At 59.0% G+C, this 24,682-nt stretch carries 21 protein-coding genes and 1 riboswitch; of the genes, 6 read left to right on the plus strand and 15 right to left on the minus strand.

Annotated elements, in window-relative coordinates:
• The first annotated feature begins 61 nt into the window (after nucleotides 1-61).
• Complete coding sequence (locus tag HW450_RS11090; protein ID WP_182385676.1) at nucleotides 62-1,642, plus strand: cation:proton antiporter domain-containing protein; 1,581 nt, start codon at nucleotides 62-64, stop codon at nucleotides 1,640-1,642.
• A gap of 6 nt (nucleotides 1,643-1,648) precedes the next feature.
• Here the strand turns inward: HW450_RS11090 and HW450_RS11095 are convergent, their stop codons facing one another.
• Genes HW450_RS11095 through hutH form a run of 5 tightly spaced genes read right to left on the minus strand, consistent with a single transcriptional unit; the run spans nucleotide 1,649 to nucleotide 5,935 of the window.
• Complete coding sequence (locus HW450_RS11095; RefSeq protein WP_182385677.1) at nucleotides 1,649-2,488, minus strand: hypothetical protein; 840 nt, start codon at nucleotides 2,486-2,488, stop codon at nucleotides 1,649-1,651.
• 53 nt (nucleotides 2,489-2,541) lie between these two features.
• Entirely contained in the window at nucleotides 2,542-3,210 is a 669-nt protein-coding gene (locus HW450_RS11100) for a hypothetical protein (RefSeq protein ID WP_182385678.1), read from the minus strand.
• A 4-nt stretch (nucleotides 3,211-3,214) separates the two neighbouring features.
• Entirely contained in the window at nucleotides 3,215-3,604 is a 390-nt protein-coding gene (locus HW450_RS11105; protein ID WP_182385679.1) for a hypothetical protein, read from the minus strand.
• Nucleotides 3,605-3,608: 4 nt separating this feature from the next.
• Entirely contained in the window at nucleotides 3,609-4,343 is a 735-nt protein-coding gene (locus HW450_RS11110; RefSeq protein WP_232843253.1) for a sulfite exporter TauE/SafE family protein, read from the minus strand.
• A gap of 56 nt (nucleotides 4,344-4,399) precedes the next feature.
• Nucleotides 4,400-5,935, minus strand: a complete 1,536-nt coding sequence (gene hutH / locus HW450_RS11115; RefSeq protein WP_182385681.1) for a histidine ammonia-lyase — start codon at nucleotides 5,933-5,935, stop codon at nucleotides 4,400-4,402.
• 175 nt (nucleotides 5,936-6,110) lie between these two features.
• Between hutH and HW450_RS11120 the strand changes: the two genes are divergently transcribed.
• Complete coding sequence (locus tag HW450_RS11120; protein ID WP_182385682.1) at nucleotides 6,111-7,457, plus strand: amino acid permease; 1,347 nt, start codon at nucleotides 6,111-6,113, stop codon at nucleotides 7,455-7,457.
• Between the two features lie 75 nt (nucleotides 7,458-7,532).
• Here HW450_RS11120 and hutI read toward each other — a convergent pair whose 3' ends face one another.
• From hutI to HW450_RS11140, 4 genes are all read right to left on the minus strand, one after another.
• Entirely contained in the window at nucleotides 7,533-8,708 is a 1,176-nt protein-coding gene (hutI, locus tag HW450_RS11125; protein ID WP_182385683.1) for an imidazolonepropionase, read from the minus strand.
• A 2-nt stretch (nucleotides 8,709-8,710) separates the two neighbouring features.
• Nucleotides 8,711-10,390: a urocanate hydratase gene (hutU, locus tag HW450_RS11130; protein WP_182385684.1), complete on the minus strand. Its 1,680-nt coding sequence runs from the start codon at nucleotides 10,388-10,390 to the stop codon at nucleotides 8,711-8,713.
• Nucleotides 10,391-10,567: 177 nt separating this feature from the next.
• Complete coding sequence (locus HW450_RS11135) at nucleotides 10,568-11,950, minus strand: YjiH family protein (RefSeq protein ID WP_182385685.1); 1,383 nt, start codon at nucleotides 11,948-11,950, stop codon at nucleotides 10,568-10,570.
• Between the two features lie 168 nt (nucleotides 11,951-12,118).
• Entirely contained in the window at nucleotides 12,119-12,868 is a 750-nt protein-coding gene (locus HW450_RS11140) for an IclR family transcriptional regulator (RefSeq protein ID WP_232843254.1), read from the minus strand.
• Between the two features lie 34 nt (nucleotides 12,869-12,902).
• Between HW450_RS11140 and hutG the strand changes: the two genes are divergently transcribed.
• Nucleotides 12,903-13,817 (plus strand): formimidoylglutamase, encoded by a 915-nt coding sequence (hutG, locus tag HW450_RS11145; RefSeq protein WP_182385687.1) that lies wholly within the window; start codon nucleotides 12,903-12,905, stop codon nucleotides 13,815-13,817.
• A 294-nt stretch (nucleotides 13,818-14,111) separates the two neighbouring features.
• Here the strand turns inward: hutG and HW450_RS11150 are convergent, their stop codons facing one another.
• The 3 genes from HW450_RS11150 to HW450_RS11160 are packed head-to-tail and all read right to left on the minus strand — an operon-like array spanning nucleotide 14,112 to nucleotide 17,789.
• Nucleotides 14,112-16,586 (minus strand): FtsX-like permease family protein, encoded by a 2,475-nt coding sequence (locus tag HW450_RS11150; RefSeq protein ID WP_182385688.1) that lies wholly within the window; start codon nucleotides 16,584-16,586, stop codon nucleotides 14,112-14,114.
• Nucleotides 16,583-17,266 (minus strand): ABC transporter ATP-binding protein, encoded by a 684-nt coding sequence (locus HW450_RS11155; protein ID WP_182385689.1) that lies wholly within the window; start codon nucleotides 17,264-17,266, stop codon nucleotides 16,583-16,585. Before HW450_RS11155 ends, HW450_RS11150 begins: the two co-directional genes overlap by 4 nt.
• Nucleotides 17,267-17,270: 4 nt before the next feature.
• Nucleotides 17,271-17,789, minus strand: coding sequence for a PadR family transcriptional regulator (locus HW450_RS11160; protein WP_182385690.1), 519 nt, complete (start codon nucleotides 17,787-17,789; stop codon nucleotides 17,271-17,273).
• 197 nt (nucleotides 17,790-17,986) lie between these two features.
• Between HW450_RS11160 and HW450_RS11165 the strand changes: the two genes are divergently transcribed.
• A complete protein-coding gene (locus tag HW450_RS11165; protein ID WP_182385691.1) occupies nucleotides 17,987-19,033 on the plus strand; it encodes a bile acid:sodium symporter family protein in 1,047 nt (348 codons plus the stop codon).
• Here the strand turns inward: HW450_RS11165 and HW450_RS11170 are convergent.
• The 3 genes from HW450_RS11170 to HW450_RS11180 all read right to left on the minus strand — a co-directional run bounded on the left by HW450_RS11170 (nucleotide 18,984) and on the right by HW450_RS11180 (nucleotide 22,356).
• The gene (locus HW450_RS11170; RefSeq protein WP_182385692.1) at nucleotides 18,984-19,733 is read right to left on the minus strand and encodes an SDR family oxidoreductase; all 750 of its coding nucleotides are present in this window, start codon (nucleotides 19,731-19,733) and stop codon (nucleotides 18,984-18,986) included. The genes HW450_RS11165 and HW450_RS11170 overlap by 50 nt on opposite strands.
• Before the next feature lie 36 nt (nucleotides 19,734-19,769).
• Nucleotides 19,770-20,993, minus strand: a complete 1,224-nt coding sequence (locus HW450_RS11175; protein ID WP_182385693.1) for an MFS transporter — start codon at nucleotides 20,991-20,993, stop codon at nucleotides 19,770-19,772.
• Nucleotides 20,994-21,120: 127 nt separating this feature from the next.
• Entirely contained in the window at nucleotides 21,121-22,356 is a 1,236-nt protein-coding gene (locus tag HW450_RS11180; RefSeq protein ID WP_182385694.1) for an Nramp family divalent metal transporter, read from the minus strand.
• A gap of 90 nt (nucleotides 22,357-22,446) precedes the next feature.
• Nucleotides 22,447-22,567: riboswitch (SAM riboswitch) on the plus strand.
• A 19-nt stretch (nucleotides 22,568-22,586) separates the two neighbouring features.
• On the opposite strand from HW450_RS11180, the gene HW450_RS11185 reads away from it, so the two are divergent.
• The gene (locus HW450_RS11185) at nucleotides 22,587-22,949 is read left to right on the plus strand and encodes a hypothetical protein (RefSeq protein WP_182385695.1); all 363 of its coding nucleotides are present in this window, start codon (nucleotides 22,587-22,589) and stop codon (nucleotides 22,947-22,949) included.
• 105 nt (nucleotides 22,950-23,054) lie between these two features.
• Nucleotides 23,055-24,668 carry an AbgT family transporter gene (locus tag HW450_RS11190; protein ID WP_182385696.1) on the plus strand — a complete coding sequence of 538 codons (1,614 nt, stop codon included), beginning with the start codon at nucleotides 23,055-23,057 and terminating at the stop codon, nucleotides 24,666-24,668.
• The last annotated feature ends 14 nt before the right edge of the window (nucleotides 24,669-24,682 follow it).

Here is a 24,682-nt window from a genome sequence, read left to right on the forward strand (position 1 = left end):
ACTCTCGCGTAAATTATCGTGCATTCGAGAACTTACAGCGCTTTTTAACTAAGGTGGACCTGTGGATTCCCTGTACCTGACAGCGTTGCTCTTTTCGATCATTGGTGGCCTCACGGCGTCGGTTCTTCGCCTGCCTCCACTGATCGGATTCCTGGGTGCCGGTTTCGCGATTAGCGCGATTGGGCTGAACGAGATCCCGTTCATTGATGTGATGGCCGAGCTGGGCGTGACCACGTTGCTGTTCACAATCGGTCTGAAGCTAAAGCCCCGCGAGGTGGCTGGTCCGCGCGTTATTGGGTCAGCGACGGTACACGCGATCATAAACACCCTGATCTTCGCAGTAATTTTCGGTGCCGCGCGTTTCCTGCCGCTAAAGGAAGTGATGGGGCTTGATGTCACGGCCCTTATCTACATTGGCATTGCCACGTCATTTTCCTCGACGGTGTTTGTGATGTCTCAGCTGCGGGAGCAGAACCGTAACGGGTCGTCGGTTGGGCGTATCGCGATCGGCGTGTTGGTGCTGCAGGACATCATGGCGGTGGGCGTGCTGGTGTTTTCCTCCGGCCGGATTCCGGAGCCGTGGGCCATTGCGCTGCCGCTATTGTTGCTGCTCCGGCCATTGGTGTCGCATATGCCGGACCGGATGTTCCGCCGTGAGATGCTGGTCTTGACGGGCATCGGAATCGCCGTCGGCGCGTACTCGTTGTTTGAGCTGGCTGGCGTGTCCGGCTCATTGGGGTCGTTGGTAGCAGGCATGGTGCTGTCTGGGCACCCGGTGTCGGAGCGGCTTTTCGACGCCCTGGTCAGCGTCCGCGAGCTGCTGTTGGTCGCCTTCTTCATCAAGATCGGCTTGGGCGGATTGCCGGGGGTTGGCGGCTATCTGATCGCAGGGCTCTTGGTTGTTGCCTTGGTGGCGAAGGCCCTGATTTTCATGGTGACCATTCACCGCATGGGGATGTCCTCGCGCACCAGCGTGCTCTCTGGCGTGACGTTGGCCAACTACTCCGAGTTCGGTCTGATCGTGATGTCGGTGGCGGTGACGAACGGGATCCTCGAGCCGTCCTGGACCTCCATCATGGCTATCGCCGTAGCTGGCAGCTTCATCGCAGGGTCGGCGATGGCTAAATTTGAGGACCCAATTCTGCACGCTGCGCTCCGGCACCTGCCGGAGTTGCCACCAGAACGCCTTGCCCCGAACGAACGGCCCGTACACATCGATGATGCTGACGCCCTGATTTTCGGCATGGGGCGCGTTGGGCTCGGCGCCTACCACCGCTTGGAAAACGAATATGGCATGAAGGTCTACGGCTTGGACTTCGACGAAGACCGCATCGAACTGCTCCGGGAGACCGGGCACAACATCATCGCTGGGGATATCACCGACTCTGAGCTGTGGTCACGCATTAAACTCAGCAAGCGTCCACGGGTCATCGTGATGGCAATCCCATCCCACTACGATGCGCTCCACATCCTGGAAGCCATCAGACGGTCCAACACCGAAGTGGTTGTAGCCAGCACCACCCAAAAACGCCAGCACTGCCAACCCCTACGCGAACAGGGTGCGGACGTCGCCGTCTATCTCTACGATGGTGCTGGCGAAGAGCTTGCCGACCAAGCAATGCGCGCCTATCTGTCCAAGTAACGCGGGCTATAGGTGTCGGTAAGCTGCGTGGGCGAGGCGCTCCAACGGGCCTTTCCCGCGGTGCCACGCGCACACCGCGCACACCGCCAGCATGCCGATCCCCACCCAGAGCTGTGGAAGCGTAAAGCCCAGCGGCCACGTGGTAGGGCCACCACTATAAGGGGCCGGCTCCGGGATGTACATCGTCCACCCAAACGTCACCGACCCCTCGCCAAAGCCCGCGGCCAACGCCAATCCCAACGCGTACAGCGACACCGCATGCCGCCCCACGTTCTCCAGCGGCCTCCATATCGGCATCGCCAACGTCAGCAAACCGAACCCTGCCATCAGTAACATTCCGGGGCCATTGAAGAATGTGCCCGCAAACGCCATCCACAGCCCCACGCCAATGCACACCGCGCCGAGCGCCCCCAACACCCACCACGGAACTCGTACCAGCAACATTCCTAACACGCCTACCAGCAGCCACCGCCACGGATCAAAAGAGCCAAACTGCGACACCTCAAAAACAATCGCTATGGCAGCAGCCATCGCTAGCACCCACCAACGCTGCCCGAGGAGAAACGCTCCTACCAGCAGAATTAGCGCAATACCGGCCGTGATCTCTTCAATCACGACCATCGGGTTGACCACCTGATGGATAACACCGAACACCAAGGCCCAAAGCAGCACCGCAAATCGATTTTCCTTGTTGGGGGCAACATCTGCCAAGGTAGCACCGACTCCAACAGCCAGCGCTCCCACCGCCGCATTCCAGACCAACATGTCAGGCACCGGAGGAAGCGAAAAGAATCGCCACACCAACAACAGCGTCGAACCAATACCTAAAATGGAAAGGGATCTCATAAGAATTAACAGTAGTGCGGTGATAGGGGTTCGGGGTGGGAAACTAATCGCTATCAAATCCCCTTGTTAGGGTTTGTCTCGTTGGATACCAGCGTCAGCACCGGTTCGGTTCCATTGAGGGTGAGCTCGTAGGTGAGCAGGCGGGACGGTGCGACCGAGGCATCTCCCGGCATCCACCCATAGGTATCGACGTACACCTTCGAGTCATCCCACCTCAGAGTGCGAATATGGGCGCGTAGCGCTGTCATGTCCCCTTCGGTCCAGTCCGAGATGGCCGTGATGAAGTTCAGGTCATTGTCATAGATGAGCAGGTTGGTGGGCCACGATGCGCCACCCTTGTCGCAGTTGTAAGCGACCACGGCTTCATCGCGACCGTCACCGTTGATGTCGGTATAAGCGCCCTGAGGTGACCCATCCTTGTGGCGGACCAGCCGGGCTAATGCATTGGGATATTGGCTGTGCTTTTCGACGGGCAGTTCACCATTTACCAACCGCCCACCTTCATGCCCGCACAAAGGTGGCACTTCGAGCGTTTCCAAAGCTTCAACCGGAATGACCTTGTTTTCGGGCTGTGCCGGTTCAGCTGGTTGCTGTGCTAGTGTTCCGGATTCGGTCGCTGCTTCCACGACGGTGGTGACGGTGACCATTTCGGTATCGGGCGTTTGCCCCTGGGAACAGGCGACGAGGGGTAGAACGGCGAGAGTAGTGAGCAGACGTTTCATGCCTTCACGGTACGACAACCGGTTTCTTTTGGCTCAAAGATTTGAAGATTGTTATCCATCCGCAAACTGCTATAGGCACTAATGATGCTGGAACCGTAAAAACGGCGGGCGCGAGAACACTGTCAGGATCGGATAGATACATTCCGCCTCCAACCATGGAAATGGCGACTAGCAGGATATAGCCGATCTGCATGAACGTCTGCCCGGTGTTGAATAAAGCAATGGAGCGTAGCACTGCAAACGGGACGAGGACGAAAGACGCAAAAGACAGTGGGATCAGCAAGAGAAAGTAAATGCCCATTTGCGGGTTTTCATTAGTTAGTAGAACAACAAGAAGAATAGCCCCGAGGATCAGGTGGGCGAAGATGAAGACAAAGGTGTCGAGGATTTTCATACTCCTAAAAAGTAATGGAAGTACTGAGAGACTGCCCGATAAGTAGCAACGAAGCGCTCCCCGCGACGATGACAACCAGCTTATTGAGCAAAACCGTGTCAATTCGCCGATTTATTTTCCCTGCGATGAACAGCCCCAACGCCGCCAGCGGGAGATATGCGCCCGCCACCACGACGTGATGCATGGTTACGTGTTGGCTGAGCGTCAAAATGGTGAGCGATATGAGACAGCCGATGACGAAGGTAGCTGAGAGGGTGCCGCGTACCTTCGCTGGGTTGAACCGCTTGAGCACCAGCGCCATCGGTGGACCACCAATGGACGTGGTGGTGCCAAGGAAGCCGGAAGCAACACCTGCGATCACGGTGTTTCGATTATTGTGGCGGGGCGTCCACCCCAGCCAGGACAGGGACATCGCCAGGATCACGGCGCAGCCAATGAATAGCTGCAGGCCACGCAAGGAAAGTACCGTCAGCGACCATGCCCCAAGCAATGATCCTGGTAACCGTGCTAGGGAAGAGATCCCCACGAGGCGCCACTCGGTCTCAGTACGGTTCTTCATCAAAGTGTAGGCCGCGATGAAGAAAGCCAGAATGAGCAGCACAGTGGGAAGGAGCTCCGGTGCAATCAGGGCGATGATAGGTGTGGCTATGGTTCCTAAACCGAATCCGATGGTGCCTTGGATAATGGTGCCGGCCAAAACCAGCACCCCAATGAATATGTACACCGCGGATATATCCACGCTAAGAACCCCTCGCAAAAACTAGGAAAAATAGGACGCACCTAGCCTAGCGCTCGTTAGCCAAGCGGGCCGGATTCGCCCTCAGCTGCCGTCAGCAACGTTCCGTCAGCAACCAGGGAGATGGTCGCTTCAATCTCAGGAGAGAGGAAGCGGTCCGTATCCGGTGCTGGAACCTGCTCACGCAGTGCACTGATCACCGCGTGAACCGGAGCCGAAGGTGCCTCGCCCCGCATATCAATGGCGCGCGCAGCAGTGAGGATTTCGATGGCGAGAACGCGAGTGAGGCCATCGATGGCTTTCCGCAGCTTGCGGGCAGCAGACCATCCCATAGACACATGGTCTTCTTGCATTGCCGAGGAAGGGATGGAATCGGCGGAGGCAGGATTGGCGAGCCGCTTCAGCTCAGACACAATGGCTGCCTGGGTGTACTGGGCAATCATGTGGCCCGAGTCAACACCAGGGTCATCGGCTAGAAAAGCGTTCAATCCACGGTTGCGGGCGGTGTCCAGGAAGCGGTCCGTACGACGCTCAGAGATGGAGGCCAAATCTGCGACGACGATAGCAAGGAAGTCGAGCACATAAGCAACCGGAGCTCCGTGGAAATTGCCGTTGGAACGGACCTCCCCGTCCTTGGTGACTACCGGATTATCTACCGCCGAGTTCAGTTCGATGTTGGCTACATTCACGGCGTGCGCGACGGTGTCGCGGAAACCACCTGCCACCTGTGGCGCACAGCGGATGGAGTAAGCATCCTGCACTTGGGTGGTTTTGAACTCTTCGAAAGCGGCGTCCAGCAGCGGAGAGCGAGAAGCGAGCTTGAGGATATTGGCTGCCGATACTGCCTGGCCGGCGTGTGGGCGCAGTTCGTGCAGGTGTGGCTCGTAAACCCCGGTGGTGCCACGCAGTCCCTGAACAGTCATTGCGGTAGCAAGATCGGCGTGCTTGGCCAGTTGCTGCAAATCAGTGATAGCCAGACACAGCATTCCGAGCATGCCATCCGTGCCATTGATCAGCGCCAGCCCCTCCTTCTCACGCAGGACGATCGGGGTGATACCCGCTGCAGCGAGGGCGTCACCAGCAGGGAGTTTGGTTCCGCTGGCATCACGGACGAAACCTTCGCCCATCGCCGCGAGAGCGCAGTGGGCGAGCGGTGCCAGATCGCCGGAGCAGCCGAGGGAGCCGTACTCGTGGACCACGGGAGTGATGTCGGCATTGAGAATGTCGGCGTAGGTCTGCGCGACTTCGGCTCGGACACCAGTGCGGCCGGTCGCGAGCGTCGACAAGCGCAGCAGCATCAACGCACGCACCACTTCTTTTTCCACCTCCGGTCCGGAGCCTGCGGCGTGCGAGCGGACGAGGCTCAGTTGCAGCTGGGCGCGGAGCTCGTGTGGGATGTGGCGGCGTGCGAGCGCACCGAAGCCAGTGGAAACGCCATACACTGGGGTCTCTTGCTCGGCTAGGGCTTCAATGTGGGTGCGGGTGGCGGTGATCTCAGTAAGCGCTTCCTCAGTGAGTTCGACGCGGGCGCCGAACCGCGCCACCTTGACGACGTCAGTAATGCTCAGCCCGTACTTGCCAACGGCCACGGTCATGGTGTCCTCCTTGGTTGATTAATTTCAGTCGAGTGTAACGGGGAACACAGTTGGATCTGTAGGGGAAGATTATGAAGAAGTCTGAAATGCCAGACTTTTGCAGTCTGTAGTGTGTTCCAGCACGCGGTATGTGGTGAACATGATCCGGGTTACAAAATCTGGAAGGGAAGGTTATATGGAACAACGAACAGGTGGCCTGTCCCACCGCCATCTACACTTCATCGCCCTCGGGTCAGCTATTGGCACTGGTTTGTTCTACGGCTCCGCCGGGGCAATCCAAGCTGCGGGCCCGTCGGTCCTCATCGTTTATCTCCTGGGCGGCGCAGTCGTCTACTTCATGTTGCGGGCACTGGGAGAAATGGCGGTGCGCAACCCCATCACCGGTTCGTTTGCGGAGTACGCGCGACAGCACTTGGGCAATTGGGCTGGATACATCACTGGTTGGATGTTCGCCTTCGAAATGATCATCGTGTGCCTGGCTGACCTCTCGGCTATTGGCATCTATATGAAAATGTGGTTCCCCGATACCTCGCAGTGGGTGTGGGTGGCAGTAACCCTTTTGATTGTCGGTGCTGCCAACCTGGTCACCGTTAAAGCGTTCGGAGAACTAGAGTTCGTCTTTACCCTGATCAAAGTGGGCGCAGTCATAGCAATGATCCTGGGTGGCGCAGCCATTTTGATCTTCAACCTTGGCAACGGTGCTCACAACCACGGGGTAGACAACCTGTGGAACGACGGCGGGTTTATGCCCAATGGCATCGGCGGACTCGTGGCCTCCTTCATCCTGGTGCTGTTTGCCTTCGGCGGTACGGAGATCATCGGAGTCGCGGGCACGGAAGCAGAACACCCCGAGCGCTCGGTGCCCAAGGCCATCAACACCGTCCCGATGCGTATCCTGCTGTTTTACGTTCTTGCCATCACGATCATCCTGATCCTGAATCCATGGCGCACGATCACCGGCGATGAGTCGCCATTCGTGCAGATCTTCTCCTCCCTCGGTGTCACCTGGGCTGCCGCCCTCCTCAACATCGTGGTGATCTCGGCTGCACTGTCCGCGATCAACGCTGATCTGTTCGGTGCTGGGCGCGTCTTGACGGGCCTGGCCAAGCAACGCCTCGCTCCACCTGTGATGGGCAAGATTGTTCGCGGTATCCCCGTCATGACCACCGTCATCCTGGTGTTCGTGCTGATCGTAGGCGTCGCCCTCAACGCCGCGCTGCCAGATCGCGTGTTCGAAATCGTCGCTTCCCTGGCAACGTTCGCCACCGTGTATGTCTGGCTGATGATCCTCCTGGCGCACGTCGCTTCACGACGCAACCTCACCCCATCCGACGTCGCTGCGCTGAAGTATCGGGTTCCGTTTTGGCCGTTTGGCCAGTACTTTGCCATCGCGTTCATTGTGGGAACCTTCGGGATCATGGCCTGGATCCCGGACTATCACGTGGCTCTTGTGGTAGGCGTGGGATTCCTCGCGGTGATGAGCGCGCTGTACTTCCTGGTGGTGCGCCACCGAGTGGAATAAGGATGGCTTTAAGATTCCTCTCGCGAATCAAAGCCCCCATACCAGCAGGTATGGGGGCTTAAATCTATGATTTGGCTACACCAGTGAACCAGCAACGTAGGTCTGGTACGTCAATGGCATTCCTGGGCGATACGCCAGGTCAATGGCGTGCGGGGTATCCAAAACATGCAGGTCCGCCGCGGCTCCCACCACGAGGGATCCCTTTGCTGGGCGCCCTTGGGCGTCCAGGCCGGATCCTAGGGATTCGCGTCGTAACGCGCGGGCGCCTCCCCAGGTTGCGGCCTTGATGGCCTCGTCCAGGGTGAGTTCCTGCTGGAGGACCGCAGTGCCAACGCAGAAGTTCATCGCGGAGGTGTACGAGGTGCCGGGGTTCAGGTTTGAGGCAATGGCAACCGTGACACCGGCGTCGATGAGCTTGCGGAGGGGAGTCAGCGGCGCGCGGGTGGACAGATCACATGCCGGCAGCGCGGTTGCGACCGTGTCGGAACCGGCGAGCAGTTCAATGTCTTCGTCGGTAACAAAGTTGACGTGGTCAACGCTGGCAGCGCCAACCTCCACGGCGAGCGCCACACCTGGTCCCAGCCCCAGCTGATTGCCGTGCACACGTGGGGTCAGGCCCTTGGCCAGGCCAGCGTGGAGCACGCGGCGGGATTGCTCTTCATTGAAAGCGCCCCGCTCGCAGAACACATCGATCCAGATGCAGTAAGGAGCGACGGCGTCGAGCATGGGGCCGCAGACGAGGTCGACGTATTCCTCGGCGTCCGCTCCTGGTGGCACTAGGTGTGCGCCGAGGAACGTTACGTCCTCAATGCGGGAAGCGGCGATGCGCGCTGCTTCCTCCTCAGAGGCGACGTCCAAGCCATAGCCGGTTTTGGTCTCCAAGGTGGTGGTGCCACCGGCGTGAGCAGCGGCGATACGCATATCTAGCAGCTCAGTGAGGCGATCTGCCCCGGCATTCCGGGTCGCGTCCATCGTCACAGCGATACCGCCGGCCTCGTAGGACTTCCCGGCGATGCGCGCTTCGAATTCGGCGGAACGGTCGCCGTCGAAAATCATGTGGGTGTGGGAATCGACCCAGCCAGGAAGCACGGCGCGGCCGCCGAGATCAACACGATCATCGGCGGCCGGTGCCTGGCTGGCAGAACCGATCCATTCGACCACCCCGTCCGTGGCCACGAGGGCCGCGTCCGGCACGGTGCCCAGCTCGGACACCGTGCGAAGTTCGGAAATTCCAGTAAAAAGTGTGCTCAAGGCTACTTCTCTCGGGAGTTGAACGGCATAGGGATACGGACGCCACGTTCCTCAGCGACCTCCTGCGCGCGATTGTAGCCAGCATCCACGTGGCGGATCACGCCCATGCCAGGGTCGTTGGTCAGAACGCGGGAGAGCTTCTCGGCTGCCAGGTCGGTGCCATCAGCGACGGACACCTGGCCAGCGTGGATAGAACGGCCGATGCCGACGCCACCACCGTGGTGGATGGACACCCAGGTTGCGCCAGACGATGTTGCCGTCAGTGCGTTCAGCAGTGGCCAGTCCGCGATCGCGTCGGAGCCATCCAGCATGGACTCGGTTTCGCGGTATGGGGAGGCGACGGAGCCGGAATCCAGGTGGTCACGGCCGATGACGATCGGTGCCTTGACCTTGCCCTCGCGGACAAGATCATTGAACAGCAGGCCGGCCTTGTGGCGCTCGCCGTAGCCAAGCCAGCAGATACGCGCTGGCAGGCCTTCGAACTCCACGTATTCCTCGGCAGCATCCAGCCACCGGTGCAGATGCTCATTCTCAGGGAAGAGCTCCTTCAGGGCCTGGTCAGTGACGCGAATGTCCTCTGGATCGCCGGAGAGTGCAGCCCAGCGGAATGGGCCGAGGCCCTCGCAGAACAGCGGACGGATGTAAGCGGGGACGAAGCCAGGGAACTCGAAGGCACGACCGTAACCGGCGTGGCGGGCTTCGTCGCGGATGGAGTTGCCGTAGTCGAACACCTCAGCGCCCTCATCTTGGAACTCCACCATCGCTTGCACCTGCGCGGCCATGGACTCGCGCGCCTTCTTGGTGAAGGTCTCCGGATCCTGGCGAGCCTCGGCCTGCCAGTCGGCGAATGGGATTTCGGACGGCAGGTAGGACAGCGGGTCGTGGGCAGAGGTCTGGTCGGTGACGATGTCGACCTGAATGTCACCGGCGCGGTGGCGACGCAGCAGCTCTGGGAAGATATCCGCAGCGTTGCCTTCGACGCCGACCGACAGGGCGCGACCCTCGGTCTTTGCAGTGGTGGCGCGGGCAATGGCGTCGTCAAGGCTGTCGGCGACCTCGTCGAGGTAGCGCTTTGCTTGACGACGCTCCAGGCGCGCCCGATCCACGTCCGCGATGATGCACACGCCACCATTGAGCGTGACTGCCAGTGGCTGCGCACCACCCATACCGCCACAACCGCCGGTCAGGGTGATGGTGCCCTTGAGTGTGCCATCGAAGCGCTTGCGGGCGATGGCGGCGAAGGTCTCGAAGGTGCCCTGCAAAATGCCCTGGGTGGCGATGTAAATCCAGGAACCCGCGGTCATTTGGCCGTACATCATCAGGCCCTCGGCCTCAAGCTTGCGGAATTCTGGCCAGGTGGCCCAGTCGCCCACCAGGTTGGAGTTGGCGATCAACACGCGTGGTGCCCATGGGTTCGTCTTCCAAATGCCCACCGGCTTGCCGGACTGGACGAGGAGGGTCTCGTCATCCTCAAGGTCTTTGAGGGAGGCAACGATCGCGTCGAAGGCCTCCCAGTTGCGGGCAGCCTTGCCGGTGCCACCATAAACAACGAGGTCTTCCGGACGCTCAGCGACCTCCGGGTCCAGGTTGTTCATCAGCATGCGAAGTGGCGCCTCGGTCTGCCACGATTTTGCGGAAATCTCGGTACCGCGTGGGGCGCGGACAATGCGGGGTTCGGACATGAGGACTCCTGAGAAAGCTGTAGTTATCACCCTGTCGAGTGATCCGGTGGGGCCGGGGCTGTCATCACTCGAAAAGTCGATAGTGTTGTGGATCACTTACGGTCGCCAGTGTAGGCGGGACAATTGCAAAAAAGGAGAGCGTGGCTAGCGATAGTGTCTGAAATGCCAGACTTGAGGTTAGAGGAGAAGGTAGGCAATCGGAGTGGCAATAAGGAACGTCAGCGCCACCCGCTCGAACCAAATGACCACCATGTGCCACATCTTCACCGGAATCTGCGTCGCCAAGATGCATGGCACCAGCGCGGAGAAGAAGATGATGGCGCTCACTGCCACCACGCCAATGACGAAGCGGAGCACCAGAGACTCTTGATCGGACACCAGCGTGGCCGGAAGAAGCATTTCAGCAATACCTGTGGCCGCAGCCTTAGAAGCCAACATCGGCTCCGGAACCCGGGCAACCCACGCAAACGGGTAAAAAAGAAACCCAAGCCAATCGAAAACTGGGGTGAACTTAGCTAACAAAAGACCGCCCAGGCCAATCGACATGATGGACGGGGTAATCGCAGCCGCCATGTTGGTGCCATCAACAAAGTTTCGCCACGCTGCTTGCGGAAGCGGTGGCGCCTCATCCAACGTATTTTTCGCTTCGGACCAGGCCACCTTCATGCGATCCTTGCGCACAATCTCTTCTGGCTGAGCGGTCGCCCCCTCGTAGTAGTCGTTGGGGAGCAAGGATAGGGGAGGGATCCTGACTGAAATTGCGGTGACAATGAACGTGACAACAAGAGAGACCGCGAAGAACGGGCCCCAATAGGCCATCAAATCGAGAGTTTTGGCGACGATAACCATGAAAGCTGCCGAGACCGTCGAAAAGCCCGTTGCGATGATCGCTGCCTCCCGGGCAGTGTATTTGCCTTCGCGGTACACCCGATCAGTGATCAAAATGCCAAGCGAGTACGAGCCCACAAAGCTAGCAACCGCGTCAATCGCGGAACGTCCTGGGGTGCGCCAGATGGGGCGCATCACCGGCTGCATAAGGACCCCTACGAACTCCAGGAACCCGTAGCAAATAATCAACGCGAGGAACATCGATCCAATGGGAACAATGAGGCCAACCGGCGTGGCGATCTTCTCAAACAGAAACGGAACCAGGTCCTTCGCCGCCAGGGGACCGGACAAGAATCCGGACACATAGAGCCCGGCGACAATGACGCCGACAATGTTGGCGAAAGAGAAAACGCCGGTCAGGGCACCGTTTTTCCAGCGGCCAGTGATGAACTGGCGCACTGTTCCGTACAACATAAATGCGAGGAGAATCCAAGGAACTACGGGGCCCGCCACATCGCGGAAAGCAGTGACAACATGATCCACGATGATGGTCGTGTTGCCTCGCCAAGAAAGCGGGAGGAAAAAGATGGCGATGCCAAGCGCAGAGTAGACGAAGAACGGCCACGTCGATCGATGATCCGTACGATCTTCGGATCGAAGAATGGCAGCTTCGAAAGCGGGGGCACCAGGATGGTGTTCTTGAACCTTGGGATGATTTTTGTGTGCAGGCATGGGTCGTCACCTTCGGGAATAATCGTCGCTTCACAATGGGAAGAGACGCATTCAGTTACGGACAACTGCGCGACAGCCTGCGCATTGGTACGAATTCTAGGTGACGCCCGTTGTATTTGTCGAGGCTGCGAGCGGGGGCGCCCACCGCAGCACATTAACAGTCTGCAATTACAGACTGCGTTTGCCGAAGACTGACTGCGAGATCAGGGCGGCTTTTGCGGCGACCTCCTCGGCCAGCTCTTCGTGGGCCAGCTCCCCGAATTTCCCCATACTAAAGGTCAATGCCAAAGCGGCCGCTGGCCTGCCCAAATGGTCCATGATGGGGGCTGCGACGGTTTGCTGGCCAGGGGAGACCTCGCCAATTTCCTCGGCCCAGCCACGCTCCCGGACCTGCTGAAACTCTTTTCGTAACGCTGCCCACTGCGACCCGCCCGCGCCGGCAAGCGTTACCGTCGCTTTCAGATCCTGCTCCGGTAAATAAGCGAGCTGACATTTCCCGCTCGCGGTCATCAATGCAGGTAGATGCACCCCTTCAGCAGTGACGAGGCTTACCGCGCCCGGGGCGCGTTCTTCCAGGAGATAGTGGACTTGGGTCGTCGCTAAGCGAGAAATATGCGCGCTGCCACCCACCTTCGCCGCCAGCTGCTGCGCGTGCTTCGCCCCCACCCGCACGAGCGGCTGCTGCGTCACATACGCCCTGGTCATCGCATAGGCGGCGAGCCCTAGACCGTAGGTGCGTTGCTCCGGGATATGCACCACAAACCCCGCTTCCTCCATCACATTCAGCAGGTGATACACCGTGGAACGGGGAAGACCGAGCTCAGTATGAATGCGAGACGCCGAAATTGGGGTATCGATGCTGGTCAGCAGCGTGAGGATCTTCAAGGTATTCGCAGCAGCCGGCACTTTCGAACTCACTCGGGCCTCCTTAGGGCTTGGTAGTGTGCTAGGCATGAGCAACCACATGGACGTTTGGACAGGCCGCATCGATGGCCCCGGCGCCGAACACGCGCGCTGGCATTCGACGATACAGCCTGCGACCGCCGACGCGACACCCGGCGTCGTTCTCCTTGGATTCGCCAGCGATGAAGGCGTCCGTCGCAACCAGGGGCGCGTCGGTGCAGCCACCGCCCCCGACATCATTCGCGGCGCGCTCGGCAGCCTGGCCGTGCACCACAGCACGCCGCTATACGACGCCGGAACCTGCACCCTAACCGGCCACGATTTAACCGGTGCTCATGACGAGCTCACCGGTGCGGTAGGAAAACTTATCAAGGCAGGTCACACCGTGATTGTCCTCGGCGGTGGCCACGAAACCGCATACGGTTCACACCGCGGGCTGCGGGACAATGTTTCCGGCAGCGTCGGGATCGTGAACCTGGACGCACACTTTGACCTGCGTAGCGCGCCCGAACCGACCTCGGGCACTCCGTTTCGGCAGCTCGCCAACGAAACCGAGGACTTTCGCTACTCAGTGTTCGGCATCTCCCGACCAAACAACACCCGCGCGTTGTTTACAGCGGCTGACGAACTGAATGTTCACTACACACTGGACACCGAACTGGCAGCCATGAGCCCGGCGGAGTGCGCAGAGCTGGTCGCTCAAGCAGCTGAATCCGTTGACACCCTGCACCTTTCCATTGACCTCGATGTCCTACCAGCTGCAGTTGCGCCAGGAGTTTCTGCTCCTGCTGCCTACGGCGTCTCTTTTGACCGTATCCACGCGATGGCCGTCGCAGCGGCGCGCAGCGGGAAACTTCGATTGGTGGATGTGGTGGAACTCAACCCCACATACGACATCGACGGCCGCACCGCCAAAGCAGCGGCACGGCTCATCGACGACATCGTGTCTGCGCTCGATTTCTAGGGGTGAGGGGGTTTGGATAGTGATTAGGGGGCGTGCGAGAAATCCCTACGCCTTTTGGTGATAAAAGTCCAGGTCATTGGAGATCAACGGCGTAGGGATTAGTTTCGCGCTTCAACTCCCTATCAGGGGTTCACTGTTGAGGGGGCTACCAGTAACAATTGGCTCCCGCACCCCGTATCCCCGGGAAGCATAACCCGGGTCTCGGGAGGAATCTGAGCTGCACAGGTGCTATTTCAGTGTTTTTCTTCCGAAACCCGGGAAATGCTTCCCGGGTTTCTCAGAAGCAGCCAACCCCTAGCGTGTGGCCAGATCACCGCTAAAGCGTGACCCGAAGATCAGGCCTGTCAGCCATCCGACGAGCAGGATCGCGCCACAAACAATCAGCAGTGGGGCACTGATGCTGTAGAGCATCGTTTGGTAGACGTCGGCAATGGCTATTTCGGTGTTTCGCCATAGGAACGCGAGGAATAGCAGGGCTGCCCCGATCACAGCGCCGAGGAGCCCGAGAGCACTTACCAACATGCCTTGGGCGCCGCAGTAGCGACGAAGCAGAGCGGGGGAACCGCCGAGGGATGCCATGATCCTTTGATCTTTGCGGGTTTCCATTCCCGTGAGCAGAACTAGCAGAAGGGTAACGATGAAGGTGAGCACGATCGCCAATCCCAGCGGGATGAGGAAGAAGCTGCCCAGGCCGTCGTCTCCTTCATTAGTGATCTGAAGGGTGTTGTTCCCGAAGTTGAGGCGGATTTGCTGGAAGATGTTGAGCGGTTTCCCTTCCGCGAAAAGGGAGCCGTTATAAGAGGCTTGGATTCCGATGTCGCGGGCCATATCTGGGGTGATGATGACCGATGGGGCTTCGGAGTCGAAGGGCAGCGAGATTGCTGGGAGTTGGACGCTGTCCTGGTCTTTAGTGAGGGTGATTGTGCCGTCGGTAAGCAGGTTGTGGCTGCCTGCGATGGCAATTCCATTCTCTAAGGCGTCCCGGTATTCCGTGGCTTTTGCTGGGGGCACGGTTTCCGGGGCACGCAGCGCGAGGAAGTCGATGATGTTTGGGGTAGCGATAAAAACGCCACTGCCGTATTCGAAGGAGCTCGGGATGTGCAGTGCCTCGGCCAGCGGGCTCATGCTGTAGGGGGTGACGCCGTCCTTGGCGGTTGCGTTGTAGTCCTCAGAACCGAACTGCTCGTACCGATCTACCCGTAGGGGCGCATGAGTGACGTGTTGGGCGTTGTGCAGGGGCTCTTGGAACACTACTGGATCGCTGGCAGACACCATAGTTGGTTTCGCGATGACTACCGGGTGCTCTCCCGGGATGAGCGGCGTCGCAAAACCAGCGCTGAACAGACCGATGAGCAGGCAGCCGGCAATAGCGCCGATAGCTGGCATCGTGCGGCCATAGTTGCGCACGCCGTCACGGATGGCGAGCCGCGCCGGTAGAGAAACAAAACGAACGAGCCGCGATGCTCCCAATAACAGCAGTGGAGCGCTGAGCACCACCACCGTGATCAACCCTGCGATGTGGATCGGTAGCGCGTCGCCGTCGTCGAAAATGATGAGGAGGAAAAACAGCGCACCGAACGCGAGCGGGATAAGGTGCCAAGGGCGCAGCCGACGCATGCGTACCGACGCTCCTCCCGCCAACGCCTGTACCGGGTCCATTCGGGAGGCCCGAATCGCAGGGACGAGTGCGGCGACGAGACCCCACAGCATCGCGAGCACGATCAGTGCAACCCATAAGTCCAGATGGAATGCGAAGCCGATGTCGGTGCTGAACACCCGGATTCCAATCCCGGCGAGTGCGGTTAGTGCAGTGCCCACGATCGCCCCGGCAAGCCCGATGAAAATACCATGCCAGAGCATGATGCCCCGCAGATGAGCTGAGGTGGCGCCATTGGCGGCGAGTATGCCATTGATCCGCAGGTTCCGCCCCGCCGCGACGGCGAAAATTGGTCCCACGATGGAAGCAAGAAGAACTGCTATCAATACGGTGAGTGCGATGGTGCCTGCTAGGTCATCTGCGTTGAGGTTTTTCAAAAAGGACACCACGAGCAGGTCCTTTTTATCCGTATTAGCTGGCGGTGGAGTGGGAATCGAGGAATACACACTCACGCCCTGGTCGGTGTCGAAAACTTCGCGAGTGTTGTCGGAGTACCACTGCACATGCCAGTCTGCGGGGAGCTGTGCGGATACAGCCGTGGCCGGGTCGAAGAAAGACAGGTCAGCGATGTTCACACTGGACCGGCCACCGTAGAAGCCTCCCGTTTCTGGAGCTCCAACGACAAAGTCTTGGGTGCTATTTGTACCAGAGAAAGTGAGAGCTACCCGATCACCTTCCTGCACGCCTAGGAGCGCAGCCTCTCGTGGTGATAAGTAGATCTGGCCGGGCGGGGGAACGGCGATCGAACTAGTATCCACCTCGGAGGCTGTAACCGCCTGATAGAACTCTGCGTCACTGCCATGAATGGTTGCAGTGAGGTTCAGTTCGGGGACGAACTCCCCGGGAACGGTCGCGGCAATGCGCTGCAGGTCAGGGCGATTAAGCGCTTCGGGATCCTTGGTGCAGAATCCATCGTCTGAGGTGTTTTTGCATTGCCAGGTGGATACGGATGCGACGAACTCCTTTCCTTGGTAGGTGGGAGGCTGCCAAGGGCCTTCAACCAGGCCGAGGAAGGTACCGATGAGGAACACTGGGGCGGCGAAAAGCAGTACAGCCAGGATGGATCGTTTCCAGTTTTGACGCAGGTCGCGCCAGGCGAGGCGGGCTGTCACTTGGCACCTCCATGAATGTGGCCGTCGCGTAGGTAGATGGTGCGGTCGGCGTAGGCAGCGAGGCGTGGCTCGTGGGTGACCAAAAGACCTGCGGCGCCGGCGCGAACTCGGGAAACCAAGAGCTCGAGGACGTCGTCGGCGGTGGTGCTGTCGAGAGCGCCGGTCGGCTCGTCAGCCAGCAAAAGCTGCCGCTTGCCGACGACCGCCCGCGCAATCGCGATGCGCTGCCGCTGTCCACCGGACATTTCAGACGGGAAGCGGTCGCTTAATTCCGTGAGCCCCAGTTCTTCCAGCGTGTGCAGCGCTGCTGCACGAGCGTTTCGAGTGTTCATCCCATCTAACTCCAGGGGGAGCGCGATGTTTTCCGTCGCGGTAAGTGTGGGCAGGAGATTGAAGTCTTGGAAGACGAATCCGATGAATTGGCGTCGTAAAGCTGCGATCTTGTTAGGGCTCATCTCGCTGGTGTCGGCACCGCCGAGCAGCACACGCCCGGAGGTGGGAGTGGTGAGAGTACCTGAGACGTTGAGCAGCGTGGACTTTCCGGAACCGGAGGCGCCCATGATGGCAACGAGTTCGCCGGGCATGACTTCCAGGGTGACGGAATCCAGGGCGTGGATGTGGTTCGGGCCGTCTTGGTGGATCTTGGTGACGTTGTCGAGGAAAAGGGTAGGGGCGGTCATGGTTCTAGGCGTCCTTGAGGGTGTCGATGCGGTCAAGCCAGCGGTTTTCAGCTTCGAGATTGAAAATGCGTCTTTCAAGCAGTAACCGGTCAGCGCTGCGGATCTTGGGCAGTTCGCGCAGCTGCATGGTTGTGGATCTCAATTCACTCATGACAGCCTCGCGTTGCCGCTGAATGAGGTCTGGAAGCTGCTGCGATTTGGTCGCGGCTGCGAGGGAAATTTTGATCACCAGTTCATCGCGTTGGTTTTCGGAGTGCACCACGGGGCTGCGCCACCAACGAAGCAACTCTTCGTTGCCAGTTTCTGTAATGGCAAAAAGCTCGGTGGCGTGGCCGCTAGGGCCGTACTCGGAACCCATGCTGCGAATGAGGCCATCTCGATTCAGACGGCCCAAGGTCTGAGAAACCTGCCCCTTGTTAAGAGGCCATTGTTGATGGGTGAGCTCCTGGAATCTTCGGCGAAGATCACTAGCAGAGGCTGGTCCATCCGTGAGGAGCTCCAGTAGGGAGTGGGGTATTGGCATGAGTCACCTTCCGAAAGGTTACCGGGTAACTGTTATGGCTGTAGGTTACCGGGTAACCCTTAAAGGGTAAGTTGTTTGTGACTGTAATCACAAGGTGTTATGGTGAAGTTACAGCCACACCTGGCTTTGCAAAGTTCACCGTGCTCCACCCCGCACGCACTGCACAGTATCCACCCTGTCCTCATGGAGCACTTCGCATGTCTCACAACTTTTCCGCAGCTGACCGTTCCGCAGCTATAGCTGTTACCGCTTTCCCAGCGTTCATCCTCGTGGGCACTGTGATCGCCTTCCTTTATCCTGCGCCGTTCTTGCCTGCAGCCGCGTACATTACCCAGTTCCTCATGATCATCATGTTTGGTATGGGACTGACTCTCACCATCCCCGACTTCCAAGAAATCGCGCGCCGACCACTGCCCATCCTGATCGGAGTGATCGCTCAGTTCGTGATTATGCCCCTGGCGGCGATTGTCGTCGCTAAGCTGCTGGGCCTGAATGCTGCACTTGCCGTGGGCCTACTCATGCTCGGCTCTGTCCCCGGCGGAACCTCCTCCAACGTCATCACCTTCCTAGCCAAAGGAGATGTGGCGCTGTCCGTGGCAATGACTTCGGTTTCCACGCTGGTTTCACCGATCGTGACGCCGATGCTGATGCTGGTGCTCGCAGGCGCGGAAACCGACGTTAATGCCCGGGCGATGGCGATCTCCCTGGTGCAGACGGTGCTGTTGCCGGTGATCGGTGGTCTGGTGCTGCGTTACTTGCTTGACCGGTGGATCGGGCTCATTTCCCCAGTGCTGCCATGGATTTCCATCCTGGGTATCGGCGGCGTGGTGTTCCCGACCGTGGCGAAGAACGGCGCCAACCTGGCCAAGGTGGGGCTGCTGGTGTTCCTGGCTGTTTTGCTGCACAATGCGCTCGGGTACCTGCTCGGATACCTGGCGGGCAAGGCGCTGAAGATGCCGGAATCCTACAACCGAACCATGGCTGTAGAAATCGGAACCCAATCCGCTGGCCTATCCTCCGGCATGGCCGCGAAATTCTTTAGTCCCGAAGCTGCACTGCCGGGCGCCGTCGCGGCGGTTCTGCATAACGTCACCGGGGCAGTGTTCTCGGCAGTAGCCCGACGATTCCCTACCGAAAATGATCTGGCGCGCCAGCGCCAACGCAGCGAGCGCAAACTCAGCAACGAATTGATTGCTACTCCGGCAGGATCTGTCCACCATCCACCACAAGCCCGTGGCCATTAATAAAGCGGGCGGCATCGGAAGCCAAAAACGCCACCGCGTAGCCAATGTCCGACGGTCGGCCGAGCTCGCCGCTCGGTACCGCCGCGGACATAGTCTTTAGGTAATCCTCGGACAAGTCCTCGAGGCCGCCGGTCAAAATATTCCCAGGTAACACAGCATTGACCGTGATACCGTGTGGCGCCAGCTCAACCGCCGCGGTGCGCACGTAGCCCATCTGGGCGGCCTTCGTGGCACCATAGTGTGCCCAGCCCGGGTAGCCAGTCATGTTTCCGGTAATGGAGCTGGTAGCAATGATGCGACCTGCAGTGGACCTCTTCAGCTCAGGAAGCGCAGCCTTCACGCAATTAGCCAGGCCACCGACGTTGATTCGGGTGATCTGCTCCAGGACGTCGGCATCAATAGTGTCGAGATTTGCCTGTGGGAAAACCCCAGCGTTAGCTGCCAGGATATCCAGCTGACCGAAGTGCTCTACAGTGGTGTTCACGGCGCTGGAACAGGATTCGACGTCAGTCACATCGCATGGGATAGCCAAGGCATCCGGGAGGTTCTCGGGCAGGGAATCGAGGTGGGCGTCGGGAAGCGCTGCGACGGCGACGCGGGCGCCAGACTCCGTAAGAGCGCGCGCGATCCCCAAACCAATGCCGGTAGAGCCACCCGTGACCAGTGCAACGCGAGACGATAGCTCAAAAGGATGGGACATGGAAAGCTCCTGAAAAATCGGGAAACCTGTCACCGTCTAGTGTATTGGCGCTTGCTTCCCCAGCCAGAGGATTGCGCCTGACGTCACAGCAAGTAAAACGATAGCGATCGCAGCAACCCCCGGCATGCCGGTGAAGAGCAACATCGGACCGGCCGCCGCACCACCCACAGCACCAGCGATATTCATAGTTAGATCCGAGGCACCCTGTACTCGGGTCGCCTCCGTCCGTGTCTCTGCGCTTTCCGCCACCAGACCGGAACCTGCCACCAAGGAGGCGGACCAGCCCAAACCAACGCCCACCAGCGCGACCGTCACCACGGTGTGACTTTCTGGCAATAGGACAAGCGCTCCCGCCGACGCCACCAGGATGAGGAACCCAAGCCAGATCACCACGAGCTTGCCCACCTTATCCGCAGCAATACCGAACACCGGCGACAGACCAAACATGCCCGCGATATGCAGGCTGATCGTCAAACCGATGATGACCAAGCTTGCCCCGTGGTGGCTGAGATGCAGGGGTGTTACCGCCATGATCCCCACCATCGTCAAATGTGACACTGCGATAGCTAGCATGCCAATGAGTGCGCCGGTAGGAATTCCGTTCGTGCGCTTCGGACTACCGGTCTCCGGGGTAGTCTCGTGCCGCTCTGGAATGACTACCGCGGGATCCGGGCGAAGCCCGAAGAACAGGACCACGACACCGACTAGTTGTGCGGCGATGGAAAACAGGAACGGGCCAGCGAACTCGTTCAACCCCACAGCAGCGGCGACTCTGCCACCTGGGGCGATGAGATTGGGGCCGAGCACTGCTCCGAGAGTCGTTGCCCAAATGACAATCGACAGATTCCGGCTCTTGGTATCTGGGTGCGCGACATCCGCCGCCGCGAAACGCGCTTGCAGGTTCGTTGCGGTGGCGGCGCCCAGCAGCACGAACCCCAGCAGCATGATGGGGAAGCTATGTAGCTGGATAGCGAGGATCGCGAGCGCTGCGCCCACAGTGGCCACAATTAGCCCGACGGACATGGATGCCGCTCGACCAAACCGCAGGACCAAACTCGCGAGTGGAATGGAAAACAGCGCAGCACCCACCGTGTTGAGTGTTGCCGACATACCCGTCCAGCCATCGCCACCAATATCGGCGGCGACCAGTGCGCCTACCGAGGTAGCCGCCCCCATACCGACGGCGCCTGCAATCTGCGCAATGATGAGCGTAGATAGTGCGCGGATGCGATACGTACGCAGATCAAAAACGTGGCTCACTATGCCTCCCGCTACTCACATAAGTGAGAGGGATTTTAATTAGTGCTGCTTAAGTGTGCAAAAGGATCGAGGGTCGAGAATGGGGAAAGATGCACTATCGTTTTAGTAGCTGTGGGGTGGAATACCGCTAGTTAAACACCTTGATCAGCTCGGTCACGCAGATGTAGACGAACGCCGCGGAGATCACTCCCATGAAGGTGTTGACCAGCCAACCGTTGCGCCATTCCTTTGGAGTGTGCTTGGTGTTCAGCAAAATGAGCAGTGTCAAACCCAAGAACGGCATGAAGAACGCCCCCAGCACACCATAGGCGATGACCAATGCCGTTGGCTTGCCCAAGAACAGTAGCAGCATCGGCGGGAACGTGAGCCACAGCAAGTACCAGCGGTAGTAACGTCCACCGACGTGAATCGCGGGATCGTCCTTAGGGAGCTGCTTCACATGGCCCACGAAGTCTGCGAACATCAAGGAAACACCGTTCCATACGCCGAGCACGGAAGAAAAGGCTGCGGCCCAGAACCCGACGAGGAAGACCTTGGCCATGATGGGACCGTAGCGCTCGTCCAGGATGACGGCGAGGTCAAGCAAACCGCGGTCGCCCTTTGCGACGGCTAGGTTCGCTGAATACAGCAAGTCCGCACCGATCAGAAGCATGGCGGCCACGAAGATACCAGTGACCACGTAAGCGACAGTATTGTCCAAGCGCATGACCCTCATCCACGATGGGCCGTGCCAGTTCTTTTCCGTAAACCAGTAACCGTAGGCTGCCAGCGTGATGGTGCCACCCACGCCACCTGCGAGTGAGAGAACGTACACGAAGGACCCGTCCGGAATCGTGGGAACGAGGCCAGAGGCGATCTCTCCAATATTTCGCAGGGACAGTGTGGCGATACCGCAAACCGTGAGGAACATGATGCCGACTAGAACGGCGATCACCTTCTCAAAAGTGCGATATTTCCCCAACCAGGTAAAAGCGAAACCAAGCAGTGCGGTGAGCACCGCCCACATCTCCAATGGTGTACCAGGGAACAGCGCTTTCAGTGGCATAGCGGAAGCGCTCATGGCGGCGGCGCCATAGACAAAGCCCCAGATCACGATGTAAGGGACGAAATACCAGGAGGTCCACTTTCCGAGCTCACGCCAACCGTGGAACATGGTATTGCCAGTAGCAAGGGTATAGCGTCCCACGCCCTCCACGAGCACGATCTTCATAACTGAGCCGGCGATGCACGCCCACAACAGGGCATAGCCGTACTTTTGTCCAGCGATCAAGGTGGCTACTAGATCGCCGGAACCGACGCCGGTGGCAGCGGCCACAAGGCCAGGGCCAATGATTGACCATTTTCTAACTTCAGGTTGTGTCATAGCACACACTATAAGTTACTGCAGAGGCTGACGTGGGCTTTTTGAAATCAATAGACAGCTTAGTCTGTTGTCTGGTAGGCTCCAGGGCACGATCCTGAAGCTCGGCCCACAATCCCCTTGAATTGGCCGACTGGCAACCGCATATCGCATGACGGTGCCCACAAGGGAAGATCGGCCCGCGATGTCACCTTCATCGTGGGAAGTGCGATTTTGGAAACGAGGCCATTGTTATGACCGCATCATATGCCCCCGGATTTGAGGTAGATCCGCTCCGTATCAAACTGTCCCGAAACTCGGGAGACTTCTTAGATGCCAGCCTTGTGCGTCGTGAAGGCAGTGCCTTCTTGCTCGCTATCGACGGTCGCGACCCGGTCTGGGCCTGGGTGCACGACCCGGAGTTGGTGGGCAATCTCTTTGAGTGGTTCGCCGACTGGGGGATAGCCCGCTATGACCATCAATACGGGTTGCTCAAAGTGTGGGCGGGAGGTTTCTTCGCTATCGTGCATCCGCTTGTTGCCGCGCCGGGCCAAGAAGCTAGGGTAGGGGAGCTACTGAGCGACGTCATGCGGCGCAGTGTGGGGCAGCTCGGTTAGGAAATGTTTCGGTTCTATTACGATGCATCCGTTCTGGTGTCGAGGTAGCACATTTATGAATAGTGTTGTGGGTCACATGTAAGCGATGAGATGGGACCCACGGAAATGACGCATACTACCGCGACCTCCAACCGAACCAACCCGCCGCAGCAAACGCGCTGGGATAAAGCCTTTAACACCATCGAAGTGATAGGAAACAAGCTTCCCGAACCGTTCACGCTGTTCCTCATCCTCTTCCTTATTACTGGTGTGGCCTCCACAGTTATGCACTACATGGGGGTCAGTGTCCTCGTTCCCGGAAAAGATGAACTGACCATCAATGGCCTGTTCACCGGGGAAGGAATGACCTGGCTGACCACCAACCTGGGCAAGAACTACATCGGATTCCCGCCGCTGCTCACCGTGATGCCCATCCTTCTTGCAGTGGGCGTGGCGGAACGATCCGGCATGCTCAGTGCCCTCGTGCGCAAGCTGTTTGCTACGGCAAAAAAGTGGACGCTGCCGTACGCGGTGGGCATCGTGGGCGTGTCGGCCTCCATCATGGCTGACTCCGCCTTCGTGGTGATTCCACCACTGGCCGCCATGGTGTTCAAAGCCGCTGGCCGCCACCCAGTGGCCGGACTGCTCGGCGGATTCGCCGCCGTCGGCGCAGGCTACTCGACGTCCTTCTTCCCAACCAGCTTGGACGCATTGTTTGCTGGTATTACGAACGCGGTCATGCAGACCCTGCCCGGGACAGCAGCCACCGAAGTGAACCCGGTGTCCAACTTCTACTTCAACTTCTGCTCGGCGCTGATCCTCGGTCTGCTATCCGGCTTTATCACCGACCGGATCCTGGAGCCTCGCATGGAGAAAATCGGCGTCCCTACCGAAGAAACTATTAGCACTGAGGACGCCAAAACCCGCGGTGACCGCGATGAAGAGGGCAACGAGCTCTCCCCGCAGCTGAGCACCATCGAAAACAAGGCGCTCTGGATGTCCTTGTTCGCCTCATTTGTGCTGACCGTCGTGATCATGGCGTCGGTGTTGGTTCCCATCTCGCCGTGGCGTAACGAAAACGGCCAGTTCCTGCCGAAATCACCATTGCTTGACTCGATTGTCTTCATCGTCTTCGCCTACTTCATGGTGATGGGCATTGCCTACGGCGCGGTAATCCGCACCATCAAGGGCATGCCCGATGTGGTGAAGATGATGGGGCTGGCCATGAAGGACATGATCGAATTCCTGGTCCTTGCCTTCATCCTGGGACAGTTCGTCGCCCTGTTCTCCTGGACGGGCATCGGCACCTTCACCGCAGTGAAGGGAGCAGCCTTCCTGGAATCCATGCACCTGACCGGCTTCGTTGCCATCTTGGCCTTCATCATCCTCGCCTCCTGCCTGAACCTGCTGATCATTTCCGGCTCCGCCATGTGGACCCTCATGGCAGCCGTCTTCGTGCCAATGTTTGCGCTGCTCGGCTACGAGCCAGCCTTCGTCCAGGCAGCCTTCCGCGTCGGCGACTCTGCTACTCAGGTGATGACACCACTGAACCCATACATGATCGTGATCCTGGGCCTGCTTCGTCGCTATGAACCGCAAGCTGGTCTCGGAACACTCATGTCTCGCCTCGTGCCCTTCGTTGTGCCGTTCTGGATGGCGTGGGTACTGATGCTGTTCGGCTGGTACGTGCTCGATCTGCCACTTGGCCCAGGTGCCGGAATCTTGATCCCCAACCAGTAACAATCACGGATAAG

Source organism: Corynebacterium hindlerae (assembly GCF_014117265.1).
Classification (GTDB): domain Bacteria; phylum Actinomycetota; class Actinomycetes; order Mycobacteriales; family Mycobacteriaceae; genus Corynebacterium; species Corynebacterium hindlerae.

What these genes read in the sequence shown, in the direction of transcription:
- HW450_RS11185 (WP_182385695.1), top strand. Translation starts at nt 22,587, where the DNA reads ATGACCGCATCATATGCCCCCGGATTTGAGGTAGATCCGCTCCGTATC.
- HW450_RS11100 (WP_182385678.1), bottom strand. Translation starts at nt 3,210, where the DNA reads ATGAAACGTCTGCTCACTACTCTCGCCGTTCTACCCCTCGTCGCCTGT.
- HW450_RS11160 (WP_182385690.1), bottom strand. Translation starts at nt 17,789, where the DNA reads ATGCCAATACCCCACTCCCTACTGGAGCTCCTCACGGATGGACCAGCC.
- HW450_RS11180 (WP_182385694.1), bottom strand. Translation starts at nt 22,356, where the DNA reads ATGACACAACCTGAAGTTAGAAAATGGTCAATCATTGGCCCTGGCCTT.
- HW450_RS11105 (WP_182385679.1), bottom strand. Translation starts at nt 3,604, where the DNA reads ATGAAAATCCTCGACACCTTTGTCTTCATCTTCGCCCACCTGATCCTC.
- HW450_RS11190 (WP_182385696.1), top strand. Translation starts at nt 23,055, where the DNA reads ATGACGCATACTACCGCGACCTCCAACCGAACCAACCCGCCGCAGCAA.
- HW450_RS11165 (WP_182385691.1), top strand. Translation starts at nt 17,987, where the DNA reads ATGTCTCACAACTTTTCCGCAGCTGACCGTTCCGCAGCTATAGCTGTT.
- HW450_RS11170 (WP_182385692.1), bottom strand. Translation starts at nt 19,733, where the DNA reads ATGTCCCATCCTTTTGAGCTATCGTCTCGCGTTGCACTGGTCACGGGT.
- HW450_RS11095 (WP_182385677.1), bottom strand. Translation starts at nt 2,488, where the DNA reads ATGAGATCCCTTTCCATTTTAGGTATTGGTTCGACGCTGTTGTTGGTG.
- hutU (WP_182385684.1), bottom strand. Translation starts at nt 10,390, where the DNA reads ATGTCCGAACCCCGCATTGTCCGCGCCCCACGCGGTACCGAGATTTCC.
- HW450_RS11135 (WP_182385685.1), bottom strand. Translation starts at nt 11,950, where the DNA reads ATGCCTGCACACAAAAATCATCCCAAGGTTCAAGAACACCATCCTGGT.
- HW450_RS11120 (WP_182385682.1), top strand. Translation starts at nt 6,111, where the DNA reads ATGGAACAACGAACAGGTGGCCTGTCCCACCGCCATCTACACTTCATC.
- hutH (WP_182385681.1), bottom strand. Translation starts at nt 5,935, where the DNA reads ATGACCGTGGCCGTTGGCAAGTACGGGCTGAGCATTACTGACGTCGTC.
- HW450_RS11155 (WP_182385689.1), bottom strand. Translation starts at nt 17,266, where the DNA reads ATGACCGCCCCTACCCTTTTCCTCGACAACGTCACCAAGATCCACCAA.
- hutG (WP_182385687.1), top strand. Translation starts at nt 12,903, where the DNA reads ATGAGCAACCACATGGACGTTTGGACAGGCCGCATCGATGGCCCCGGC.